At 60.9% G+C, this 11898-nt stretch carries 7 protein-coding genes; 3 read left to right on the forward strand and 4 right to left on the reverse strand.

All coding sequences use genetic code 11. From position 1 onward, the window contains the following. Nucleotides 1-746 precede the first annotated feature (746 nt). Together H6B31_RS14935 and fakA are read left to right on the forward strand one after the other, a co-directional pair. Nucleotides 747-1094 (forward strand): Asp23/Gls24 family envelope stress response protein, encoded by a 348-nt coding sequence (locus H6B31_RS14935; RefSeq protein WP_008981184.1) that lies wholly within the window; start codon nt 747-749, stop codon nt 1092-1094. Nucleotides 1095-1123: 29 nt separating this feature from the next. After that, nucleotides 1124-2815, forward strand: a complete 1692-nt coding sequence (fakA, locus tag H6B31_RS14940) for a fatty acid kinase ATP-binding subunit FakA (protein WP_204899229.1) — start codon at nt 1124-1126, stop codon at nt 2813-2815. Between the two features lie 977 nt (nt 2816-3792). Here the strand turns inward: fakA and H6B31_RS14945 are convergent. After that, nucleotides 3793-4479, reverse strand: a complete 687-nt coding sequence (locus H6B31_RS14945) for a TVP38/TMEM64 family protein (protein WP_204899230.1) — start codon at nt 4477-4479, stop codon at nt 3793-3795. 388 nt (nt 4480-4867) lie between these two features. Here H6B31_RS14945 and H6B31_RS14950 point away from each other — a divergent pair, with 388 nt between their 5' ends. Further along, nucleotides 4868-6802: an S-layer homology domain-containing protein gene (locus H6B31_RS14950; protein WP_204899231.1), complete on the forward strand. Its 1935-nt coding sequence runs from the start codon at nt 4868-4870 to the stop codon at nt 6800-6802. An 80-nt stretch (nt 6803-6882) separates the two neighbouring features. Here the strand turns inward: H6B31_RS14950 and pyrG are convergent, their stop codons facing one another. From pyrG to H6B31_RS14965, 3 genes are all read right to left on the reverse strand, one after another. Continuing rightward, nucleotides 6883-8493, reverse strand: a complete 1611-nt coding sequence (gene pyrG, locus H6B31_RS14955) for a CTP synthase (protein WP_204899232.1) — start codon at nt 8491-8493, stop codon at nt 6883-6885. Between the two features lie 906 nt (nt 8494-9399). After that, nucleotides 9400-10521, reverse strand: a complete 1122-nt coding sequence (locus H6B31_RS14960; RefSeq protein ID WP_204899233.1) for a DUF4179 domain-containing protein — start codon at nt 10519-10521, stop codon at nt 9400-9402. Further along, the gene (locus H6B31_RS14965; protein WP_204899234.1) at nt 10505-10984 is read right to left on the reverse strand and encodes an RNA polymerase sigma factor; all 480 of its coding nucleotides are present in this window, start codon (nt 10982-10984) and stop codon (nt 10505-10507) included. The genes H6B31_RS14960 and H6B31_RS14965 overlap by 17 nt, the downstream gene beginning before the upstream one ends. Between the last annotated feature and the right edge of the window lie 914 nt (nt 10985-11898).

Here is an 11898-nt window from a genome sequence, read left to right on the forward strand (position 1 = left end):
AGATGTGTATAAGAGACAGCCCTGAAACATTCCGATTGGCCTGTGTGGGCGCACAGCGTGCGCCCGCGGGCCACCGAGGTCGTCGGCCCCTACGGCAAAACCGGAGGTTCCCTTAAATTTTGTAGGGGCGGCCCCATGTGGCCGCCCGTAAGCCTTCCCCCTGGGGGGAAGGTGGCACGGCGAAGCCGTGACGGATGAGGGGACAGGTTTCGGATTACGTTTGTTGTGCGCAGAGGGAATTTTGCCGCCGGGGACGGCTCCAGATGAGCACTTCGTGCTCATATTCGCCTTTCCCCGGACCCCATTTACGGGGGTTACCCCTTGGGCCAGGCAGAAAAGTTCCGGCGCGCAAAATCTGAGTGGCCTCTGCGATTCCTTCCGGGCCACTGGGCCCTGGCTTTACGGGAAATTGGAGCTGGTGCGGTTTCACAGCCGCGCCTAGCTTTGCCGAACCAACGGTACCGGTTTAGGAATACGGGATACCTCATCCGCCCCCTTCGGGGGCACCTTCCCCTAAAGGGGAAGGCTTTGAAGGCCTATCTCCCTGCCTTCCCCTTTAGGGGAAGGTGGCTGGCCGTTAGGCCAGACGGATGAGGCAGGCGGCCAAAGGCCGCCCGTAAGCCTCCCCCCTTCCAAGGGGAAGGCCAATTGTCCATCCCGCCAAATTCTACTTGTAATTCCCAGGGAAATCGACTACAATAAGACCATAGAATACAAAGACCCCAGCGAAAGGAAGGTAACGGCTTATGAAACTGCAAAACGACTTAGGGGAGATCCGCATCAGCAGCGAGGTCTTCACCGCCGTCACCGGCAGCGCCGCCACCAACTGCTACGGCGTCAAGGGCATGGCCGTCCGGTCCAAGACGGACGGGCTGGTCCACCTGCTCAAGCGGGAGTCCATGGCCAAGGGCGTGAAGGTATATTACAACGAGGACGGCACCGTCTCCATCGAGCTGCACATCATCGTGGAAAACGGGGTCAATCTGATGGCGGTATGCCGCTCCATTATGAGCGAAGTGCGCTATGTGGTCAGCAAGACCACCGGCGTGGAGGTAAAATCTGTGGACGTCTGCGTGGACTCCATGCGGTTTTGACGGACACTGTAGAAAGGAACTGGGCCGATATGAGACAAACCATTGACGCGGCGGCCTTTCAGCAGATGGTCATCCACGCCGCCGCCGCTATCTCTGTGGAAAAGCAGCAGGTCAACGACCTGAACGTGTTCCCCGTCCCGGACGGCGACACGGGCACCAACATGAGCCTGACCATCGCCGCCGCCGCGGGGGAGATGAAGAAAAAATCCTACGACACCGTGGGGCAGGCCGCCCAGGTCACCGCCTCCGCTCTGCTGCGGGGGGCCCGGGGGAACTCGGGCGTTATTTTGTCCCTGCTGTTCCGGGGCTTCGCCAAGGCCATCAAGGACCGGGAGACCATGGACGGCCGGGACCTGGCCATCGCCCTGGACTTCGGCGTGGCCGCCGCCTACAAGGCGGTGATGAAGCCCGCCGAGGGCACCATCCTCACCGTCTCCCGCATGGCGGCCGCCCGGGCCGCCGGCACCGCACGGGAGGACAACTGCGCGGAGGCGGTCCTCGCCGCCGCCATCGAGGAGGGACAGGCCGCTCTGGCGGACACGGTGAACCAGAACCCGGTGCTGAAAAAGGCCGGGGTGGTGGACGCCGGCGGCAAGGGCTTCCTCATCATCCTCCAGGGCATGCTGGACCAGCTCCAGGGCAAGCCCATGCCCGAGCTGAGCGAGGAGGAGCCCGAGGAGGAGAAGGCCGACTTCGGCGCCCTGTCCGCCGAGGAGATCACCTTTGCCTTTGACACGGTGTTCATCGTCCGGAAGCCCTCCCCCCATGTGAATCTGGAGCCCTTCCGCACCTACCTCAACGGCATCGGCGACAGCCTGGTAATCGGCGAGGACGACGAGGCCTTCAAGGTCCACGTCCACACCAACATCCCCGGGGCCGCCCTCACCGAGGCCCAGAAGTACGGCACTCTGGAGCTGGCCAAGATCGAGAACATGCGCACCCAGGCGGAGGACCTGGCCGCCGGGCGGCATGTCCAGAGCACCGACGACCTGGAGGCCGTGGAGGAGGAGCTGGAGAACCAGGGCTGCACCCCGGCCCAGCCGGTGAAGGCCGCCCCCGAGAAGGAGTACGGCTATGTGGCCGTGTGCGCCGGCGCGGGTCTGGAGGCCGTGTTCCGGGACCTGGGCGTGGACGGGATCATCTCCGGGGGACAGACCATGAACCCCTCCACCGAGGACATTTTAAGGGAGATCGACCGCACCCCCGCCCACGTGGTCTATGTGCTCCCCAACAACAAGAACATCATCATGGCGGCCGAGCAGTGCGTCCGCCTGTGCGAGGACAAGACCGTGGTGGTTCTGCCCACCAAGACGGTGCCCCAGGGCATCGCCGCCATGCTGGCGGTGGACCCGGACGCCGGGCGGGAGGAGCTCACCCAGATCATGACCGAGGCGGCCCAACGGGTGCGCACCGCCGAGATCACCTACGCCGCCCGGGACTCCGACTTTGACGGCTTCGCCATCAAGGAGGGGGACTACCTGGCCCTGATGGAGCACCAGCTCTTCGGCACCGACCGGGACCTGGATGCCCTTCTGGACCGCCTGGCCCGTTCGGAGGACATCCAGAGCGCCGAGTTCCTCTCCATCTTCTACGGGGAGGACGTGACTGAGGAACAGGCCCAGGAGGCCGCCCAGAAGTTCACCGACGCCTGCCCCAACGCCGAGGTCAACCTGCTGCCCGGAGGACAGCCGGTGTACTACTATATGATCTCCGCTGAATAACGTAAAAGCGCAAAACAGCCGCCGGATGGCGGCTGTTTTTTTGTGTCAAAAGAAAAAGAGATTCCATGAGAACATTGCGGGCGGCCAAAGGCCGCCCCTACAGCAGAAGCTGGATCGTTTTCGAAGGACGGCGGGAGGGGCACACCCCAGGGTGGCTTCTCTTGCCCCTGCGGGGCAATTCACCTTCAGCCCCTCCCCTACCAGAGGAACGCACGGTTTCCAGTTTGTGTAGGGGAGCCCCTTGGGGCTCCCGCCTCATCCGTCACGCTTCGCGTGCCACCTTCCCCTAAAGGGGAAGGCAGGGGGATGCCATTTGAAAGCCTTCCCCTTTAGGGGAAGGTGCCCCCGAAGGGGGCGGATGAGGTATCCCATGTTTTGAACCAGGCATGTCGGCTCGGCAAAGCCAGGCGCGGTTGTGGAACCGCAGCAGCTGCAATTTTTGCACACCCAGGGCCCAGTGGCCCGGCGGGAATTCAGACACCCACTCAGATTTTGCGCACCGGAAGGATTCTGCCTGCTCCAAGGGGTAACCCCCGTAATGGGGGTCCGGGGCCGACTCCCCCTGTCAGGGGGAGATGTCGCGTAGCGACAGAGGGGGTAGGGTGGCGGTCCTATGGACCTAGGCGGAGCGAAGCGGAGCCGTAGTCCATCGGCTGCGTCCCCGGTGGCGTTTTGCCTTCTTTTTCGCCATGGAAAAAGAAGGTCGCCGCCCGCAGGCGGCGAAATCCCCCTGCGAAAAGAGCCATCCAGCGGCCCGATGAGGGCATCGGGCCCTACAAAAAAGCGTTCTATCATCGCCCCCTCATCCGGCCCTTCGGGCCACCTTCCCCCCGAGGGGAAGGCTTTTTGGGGGGATTATCTCCTCATCCGTCCGGCCTCCGGCCAGCCACCTTCCCCCCAGGGGGAAGGCTTTGTGGGGAGGGCCCCTCATCCGCCCAGGTGGAAGGCTTAAAAAGGGCGGCGAAATCCCCCAAAATTTACTTTTTCCGCCGAAGGCGGCGGAGCACCCGCTCCTCCACCTGGTCGCCGTACTTCATGCCCACCAGGAACAGCCCCAGGCCGCCCAGGCCGATGAGGACCATCCCCCACCAGGGCAGGGAGAAGGAGGCGCCCCCCAGGGCGCTGGCCACCAGCAGGCCCCAGGGCCGGGTGAGCAGCACAATAACCGCAAAGCGGCCCAGCGTGATGTTGGTGAGCCCCGCCAGGATGCACAGCACATCGTCGGGGAAAAAGGGGAACAGAAAGGCCAGCACCAGGAACACGTCGGTCTTGGCCTGGATCACTTCCCGGTACTTCTCCGACACCTTGCGGCCCACCAGGCGGTTCACCGCCTCCCGGCCCAGCCCCCGGGCCAGGGTGAACACCAGCACGGACCCCAGGGCCACGGCGGCAAAGGTCATCAAAAACGAGGGCCAGGTGCCGAAGAGCACCCCGCCGGCCAGGGCGGTGATGTTGCTGGGGATGGGAGCCAGCACCACCGAGAGCAGCTGCACCAGGAAAAAGCACAGATGGGAGTAGGGGGAGAACTGCTGGATATAGGCTCTCAGGCTCTCCTGAGAGGCGGCGGCCTGAAAGAATCCGCTGCACCACAGGAACAGTCCGCCCCCCGCGCACAGAAGGACGGCGGCCAGGAGAAACAGCCACCGGATCGTTTTTTTCTTCATACCATGCGACCTCATTTGTGTAATGTGATTACAGCATACCATACCACGGAGATTTTGAAAAATTTAGAATGTTTTCTTAAATTTATATGAAAATCCTCGTTTTCCCGAAAAACTGAAAAATTTCTTCCTCAATCGGGAACTTTTCCCCGGCTGCTCCGTCTAAAAACAGAAAAGGGATGCACAATTTGTCTAAATTCCGCCGCCCTTTTGGATTAAAACTTTGTGAATTTGCGCTCCTGTATTTTGACTTTTCCTGAAAGAGAGAGTACAATAGGGAACATCAGGGGGCCGGGCGTTCTCGCGCCGGCCCAAACGGGAGACGCTATCTCTGAGAGCTGTTCACAAGCAACTGCAGCGTGTATTACAGATTACGAGAAGGAGAACTGACATGAAAGCTGGATTACGGCGAGCCATCGCCCTTTCCCTGGGCCTGTGCGCCCTGACCATCCCCGCGTCTGCGGCCACTGCCTTTACGGACGTGCCCTCCACCTACTGGGGATATTCCTACATCACCAAGGCCGCCAACAACGGCCTGGTCTCCGGCATTGGAAACAACCAGTACGGACCGGAGCAGAAGCTGTCCAACGCCCAGTTCGTCACCATGGTGTGCAACCTGTTCTATTCCAACCAGGTAAAAGCCCAGGGGAGCTCCTCCGACTGGTGGCGGCCCTACATGAACGTGGCCTACGCCAACAACCTGCTCAGCGGCACCACCGTGGGCCAGAACTACGCCGCCGCCGGGTCCTGGAACAGCAGCTCGGTCAACGGTCAGATCAGCCGCTATGACATGGCCCAGATCATGTACAACCTGTCCACCGCCCAGCGTTGGGAGACCCCCGACTCCATGAGCCTGGTGCTCTCTCAGCTGCTGATCAAGGACTTCGGCTCCATCCCCACCAACTATCAGATGCCGGTGGCCTACTGCTACGCCAAGGGCCTGCTCACCGGGGATGAGAACAGCAACTTCAACGGCAGCGCCACCACCACCCGGGCCCAGGCCGCCGTGGTACTGTGCGGTCTGAACGACGAGAAGACCCAGGCTACCGCCCCCACCTACACCAACTCCAACCGGCTCGCCAACGGCCTGGTTGCCACCGAGGAGAACGTGGCCAACCTGATCGACGATCTGCAGGCCAGCTACCCCAACTATGACCAGTGGAGCGTAAATACCACCTACACCTCCCAGCGCCTGGGCGTGGGCACCGGCAGCAGGGGCTTTGCCTACATGATCAGCGACAAGATCTTCGGCGGCATGCCCGCCAACCAGATCGACGACCCCGCCGACCTGCGGCTGGGCGACGTGATCTCTCTGAACAACGGCAGCGAATACGGCGTGGTGTGCGAGGCGGACGAGGATACCTTTACCTACGTCTCCTGCGACTCCAGCGGCTGGATCTCCTGGAAGAACGACATGTACCGGGACGACCTGGACCGGTACGACACCGTCTGGACCCGCTACCTGGATATGCCCGAGCCCGACGACGTGCTCTCCAACGGCAAGGAGGCCACCCGGAAAAATGTTGAGGCCATTCTGGACGATCTGAAGAAAGATAAGGACTATAAGGAAGGTAAGACTTGGCGTGAAGACGCTGATTATGAGTCTGATGTGCTAGGCGATGCCGAGGGCTCCAGAGCGCTTGCTTATAAGATCAGTGATGAGATTTTCGGTAACTTGGATTACGAAAAGGTGAATGATGTTGACGACCTGCGTATCGGCGACGTCATTTATGATCGCGACTATCACGCTCTCTATGGTGTCGTGGTAGACATCGATTGGTCGGATTATTCCTGCACTTATGTGGCCGCTGACGAGTATTACGAGGAAATCTCCTGGAAGTTTGGTTGTGATTTGGACGATATCACCACAATTTACACCCGCTATCCTGAGGATGCCAAGTATACTGATGATCGGGATGAGGATGACCGCTTGACCAACGGTGACCGCATTACTACGGGCAATGTGAGCGCTCTCATGGACGAAATCTTAGACGAGTGTTCTGGCAAGTATTTTGAAGCTGACGGATATTGGGACATGGACCGTTCCTATGATTCCAATGTTTTTGACGACGACGTAGAGGGCAGTGAAGCATTTGCCTACTATGTGAGCGATGAAATCTTTGGAAATCGCGACTATGACGATGTAAAGTATCCTGAGGATTTGCTCATTGGTGACGTAATTTGCGTGGACGGAGACTATGGCATTGTTGATAAGGTATACGATGATTACTGTCGTTACTACACGGTGTACAAAGATGGAGAAATCCACACTACAACCGTTGATTTTGACGATAAGGACCTTGACGAAATGTACACCCGCTACTAATTTCCAATCTTAAAACGACAAATCGCCAGCCGCAAGATTCGTTCTTGCGGCTGGCGATTTCTTTTTTCTCGGTCTGGGCATTACTGGTTCTGATACGTTTTCGCCGCGGCGATAAATTCCCGGAACAGGGGGTGGGCCTTGTTGGGCCGGGATTTCAGCTCCGGGTGGAACTGGACGCCCACGAACCAGGGGTGGTCTTTCCGCTCCACAATCTCCACCAGGCGGCCGTCGGGGGACAGGCCGGCCAGGGTCAGGCCGCCGGTCTCCACCAGCGCCTCCCGGAACTGGTTGTTGAACTCATAGCGGTGGCGGTGCCGCTCGGCAATGTCCAGGGAACCGTAGGCTTTATAGGTAAAGGTGTCCTCCCCGGTGACCCGGCAGGGGCAGGAGCCCAGGCGCATAGTGCCCCCCTTGGCGGTGACTCCCACCTGGTCGGGCATGAGGGCGATGACCGGGTGTTGGGTGGTCTGGGAGAACTCCCCGGACTGGGCGTCCTCCATGCCGCACAGGTGGCGGGCGGTCTCAATGACCGCCATCTGCATCCCCAGGCAGATGCCGAAGAAGGGAATCTTGTTCTCCCGGGCGTACCGCACCGCGGCAATCATCCCCTCAATGCCCCGGTCCCCGAAGCCGCCGGGCACCAGGACGCCGTCCACCCCGGCCAGCTTCTCGTGGGCGTTTTCATCGGTGACCGCCTCCGAGTCCACCCAGCGGATCTTCACGCTCACGCCGTTCTCAATGCCGCCGTGGGTGAGGGCCTCCACCACCGACAGATAGGCGTCGTGGAGGGCCACATACTTGCCCACCAGGGCGATGTGCACACAGCCCTTGGGGTGCTTGGCCCGGTGGACCATGGTGGCCCACTCGGTGAGGTCGGGGGTGTGGCAGATGAGCCCCAGACGGCGCACCACCACGTCGGCCAGCCCCTCTCGCTCCAGCATCAGGGGCACCTCGTAGAGGATGTCCGCCGTCAGGTTGGGGATGGCGTGGTCCACGGGGATGTTGCAGAACAGGGAGATTTTCTCCAAAATTTCCCGCGACAGCGGGTAATCACTGCGGCACAAGATTACATCCGGTTGAATCCCCAGGCCCAGCAGCTCCTTCACCGAGTGCTGGGTGGGCTTGCTCTTCAGCTCCCCGCTGCCCGGGATGGACACGATGAGGGACACGTGGATGAACATGACGTTCTGTCGGCCCCGCTCGGCGGCCACCTGGCGGATGGACTCCAGGAAGGGCTGGCTCTCAATGTCGCCCACGGTGCCGCCGATCTCCACAATGGCCACGTCGGTGTCCGGGCCCTCCAGGGCGTAGATGTGGTCCTTGATCTCCCCGGTGATGTGGGGGATGATCTGGACGGTGCCCCCCAGGTAGTCCCCCGCCCGCTCCCGGTTGAGGACGTTCCAGTAGATCTTGCCCGAGGACACCGAGGAGGCCCCGGTCAGGTTCTCGTCAATGAACCGCTCGTAGTGGCCCAGGTCCAGGTCGGTCTCCGCCCCGTCGTCGGTGACGAACACCTCCCCGTGCTGATAGGGGCTCATGGTGCCCGGGTCCACGTTCAGATAGGGGTCCAGCTTCTGGACCTTCACCCGCAGCCCCCGCTGCTTCAGCAGACGGCCCAGAGAGGCCGCCGCGATGCCCTTGCCCAGGCCGGATACCACGCCGCCGGTGACAAAAATGTATTTGGTCTGCATTATTCATACCTCCGTTTGTATTGAGTGTGGCAGGAATTTGTGGTTTTATAATTTTATATATAGCGTTTCGCCGCTTTTCTCGTAGGGGCGGCACACTGGGCCGCCCGTCCTCCGAGACCTTCCCCCCAGGGGGAAGGTGGCCCCGAAGGGGCCGGATGAGGGGGCACTCCCCCCTAAAAGCCTTCCCCCTCGGGGGCCGACTCCCCTTATCAAGGGGAGATGGCCGAAGGCCAGACGGATGAGGGGGCGACGATAGAGCGGTTTCGTTTATCGCAGAGGGATTCCGCCGTCTGCGGACGGCGGGTTACTTTGCCCGCGGCGGCAAAGTAACCAAAACGCCACCGGGCGCGGCTCAGGATGAGCGCTTCGTGCTCATAGTCGCCCACCCTACCCCCTCTGGCCCTTCGGGCCATCTCCCCCTGACAGGGGGAGTCGGCCCCGGGCCCCATTACGGGGGTTATCCCTTAGAGCAGGCAGAATCCTTCCGGCGCGCAAAATCTGAGTGAGTGTCCGAATTCCCGCCGGGCCACTGGGCCCTGGGTTTGTGGAAAATTGGAGCGGGCGCGGCTCCATTTCTGCGCCTGAGCTTGCCGAACCAACGGTACCGGTTTAGGAATACGGGATACCTCATCCGCCCCCTTCGGGGGCACCTTCCCCTAAAGGGGAAGGCTTTGAAGGCCTATCCCCCTGCCTTCCCCTTTAGGGGAAGGTGGCACGGCCGCAGGCCGTGACGGATGAGGGGAACGGCCCTGGTTATAAGGGGGGTCTGTTTCAACCGTAGGGGCGGCCCCATGTGGCCGCCCGTCCTCCGTGGACCATGACACCCGTAGGGCGCGGCCTCCCGGACGCGCCGCCCATGCCATTCCGTAGGGGCGGCACACTGGGCCGCCCGCCGTAACGGGAAAATCAGGAGGCCTTTTGCTGGTGGGACAAATCCAGGACTAACTCGGACGGGAACGGCTGGGAGCCATCCAGCGGGAACTCGGTATCTCCGAGGATGATGGAATATACTTCGCTGACATCGGAGAACACCAGGGATTTTAGAGTGCTGATGCTCTCATACTGCATGGTCTTATCACTCCATCCTCCAGTTCCCGTAAGATTTATCTGGCTTCCTTTGATGATGGTGCCGTCCTGCATTCGCAAGGCAAACCAGTCTCCCTCTATGTTCTCCAGCTGAAGGGCCCGGGAGGCGGAAAGATAATCCATTCGGTAATAAATTTGCGTGGGTGTCACATAAATCTCCCGCACAATGGCCTGCTCGTTGGTAGGCATATCCATACAAATCGTGTAGTTCGGCTCCAAATGAGCGGTTTTCGCCACTTCGTTCAATGGGATGGCAACAGCGTAATCCTCCCCCATAAAGTTGATCCACACCCGGAATGGCATATCCGTGGGACCAGTCCACTGAAAGAGATCAAACTTGATTTTCCAGGAAATCATGCGGCCGGACTCGTCCGGAAATTCGCTTTGAGGGGGCACTTCATAGCCTATTACCACGTTGCCAAACTCATCCCGAATATTGGTCACAAACATCTCCAGCCTGCTGCTGGTCTCCAGCCAATCAGGGTCTTTTAATAAAAGAGCGTCAAACTCCTCCTGTCCGTACAGCTGCGCATAATAATCTGCAAAAACCTGATTGCTAAATAGCCGCTCTGCGGCTTGATCGGTCAGCCCCTCCAAGGTGACCACGGCGTAAATTGACATCCCATCATAATATGCGCTATTCACCGTGAAACGGTAATCCTCATTCTCCGCACTGCCCACCGCCGTCTGCACATAGGACTCCAAACTGCTGGTATCTCCCTGAAAGAAAATATCCAGCACCCCCGCCTGATAGGCGGCGGCAAAGGCGGTTCCGGTCATCAGCACCGCGGCGGCCACAGCCGCGACGGCGGTTGTCCACGTCCGTCTGGGGCGGCGGGGCGCTTTTCCGGCCTTTTGCTCCTCCAACGCCCTTAAAATCCGTTCCTCGGCCTCGGGCGGGAGCTTGACCTGGTCCATGGCCCAATTAAACTCCTGTTTCATGGTATCCCTCCTGTTCCAGCTGTTCCTTCAGCTTTTTTCTGGCCCGGCTCAGCCGGGAGGTGACGGAGCTCTGGCTCACCCGGAGCATCTGGGCGATCTCCCCGGTGGAGTACCCCTCGTAGTAAAAGAGGTACAGGGCGCCCCGGTCCATGGGCTTGAGGGTTTTCACGGTCTCCCACACCGTCTCCACCTTGGGCGGGAGGACGGCCACGGCCCGGGCCTCGTCCAGGGGGACAGTGGCCCGGCGGCGCAGCCGCCGCCACAGGTCCCGGCACTGATTGGCCGTCACCTGAAGGAGCCAGGCCCGCTCCTTGCCCTCCTCCAGCTCCGGCTGGGTCTCCAAATATTTCAGAAATACCGTCTGGGTCACGTCCTCCGCGTCGGCGGGGGAGCCGGTGAAGGATAGGGCCAGTCGGTAGACCGGGTCCTTGTACCGGTGGAACAGGGCGATCACATCGTCCATCCCGGCGGCCTCCTTTCTGTTTTCTTCTTTGAGCGCTCACCTATAAAACGATTTTGTCTCTGGAATTGTCACCGGGGGGTGGGATTTTTGCAGGGGAGTTTCGCCGCCTGCGGGCGGCGAGTGACTTTGCCCGCGGCGGCAAAGTCACCAAAACGCCGCCGGGGACGCGGCCGATGGACTACGGCTCCGCTTTGCTCCGCCTAGGTCCATAGGACCGCTTTCCCCGGACCCCAAATGCGGGGGTTACCCCTCGAAGTGGGCAGAGCATTTCCGGCGCGCAAAACCAGGAGTGCTTGGGTGCGTTTGAATCCGGGCCCACTGGGCCCTGGGTGTACAAAATTTGATTTTACTGCGGTTTTCAGACTGCGCCTAGGTTTCCCAGCCAACGCTCCCGGTCCGTTTTTCGCCGTAGGGGCGGCTATCAGCCGCCCGCAAGCCTTCCCCCTCCAAGGGGGAAGGTGCCGAGCGGATGCGAGGCGGATGAGGGTGGGCTCCGGAATCACAGAGGCCTCTGCGACGAACCTGCTCAACCCGTAGGGGCGGCACACTGGGCCGCCCGCAGGCACGCCCGGGCCGGTCTGGGACCGGCCTCTACGCAAAGACAGATGCGTCTCTGGATACTCCGTAGGGGCGGGTGTCCTCACCCGCCCGCCGGTGCCCTGAGCCGCACTTGAGCCCAAGCAACTCAAAAGGCGCGCTTTCCACCGATAGGAGCAACCCCCAAAGGTTACCGCTAACTCAGCGGCAGCGGTCATAGAACGGGAACCAGTCAGCTGAGCCACCCGCGCCTTTGCGTTGACGAACTATGTTGCCTAATTGGCGGCCCCCGTAAACAGGGGTCCGGGGCCGACTCCCCCTGTCAGGGGGAGATGGCCCGAAGGGCCAGAGGGGGTAGGGTGGGCGACTATGAGCAC

Origin of the sequence: Pseudoflavonifractor capillosus, from assembly GCF_016899775.1 — a bacterium.
GTDB lineage: Bacteria > Bacillota > Clostridia > Oscillospirales > Oscillospiraceae > Lawsonibacter.

Excerpts from the sequence above, each read along its gene's own strand:
- H6B31_RS14935 (WP_008981184.1), top strand. The coding sequence starts at position 747 with ATGAAACTGCAAAACGACTTAGGGGAGATCCGCATCAGCAGCGAGGTC.
- fakA (WP_204899229.1), top strand. The coding sequence starts at position 1,124 with ATGAGACAAACCATTGACGCGGCGGCCTTTCAGCAGATGGTCATCCAC.
- H6B31_RS14945 (WP_204899230.1), bottom strand. The coding sequence starts at position 4,479 with ATGAAGAAAAAAACGATCCGGTGGCTGTTTCTCCTGGCCGCCGTCCTT.
- H6B31_RS14950 (WP_204899231.1), top strand. The coding sequence starts at position 4,868 with ATGAAAGCTGGATTACGGCGAGCCATCGCCCTTTCCCTGGGCCTGTGC.
- pyrG (WP_204899232.1), bottom strand. The coding sequence starts at position 8,493 with ATGCAGACCAAATACATTTTTGTCACCGGCGGCGTGGTATCCGGCCTG.
- H6B31_RS14960 (WP_204899233.1), bottom strand. The coding sequence starts at position 10,521 with ATGAAACAGGAGTTTAATTGGGCCATGGACCAGGTCAAGCTCCCGCCC.
- H6B31_RS14965 (WP_204899234.1), bottom strand. The coding sequence starts at position 10,984 with ATGGACGATGTGATCGCCCTGTTCCACCGGTACAAGGACCCGGTCTAC.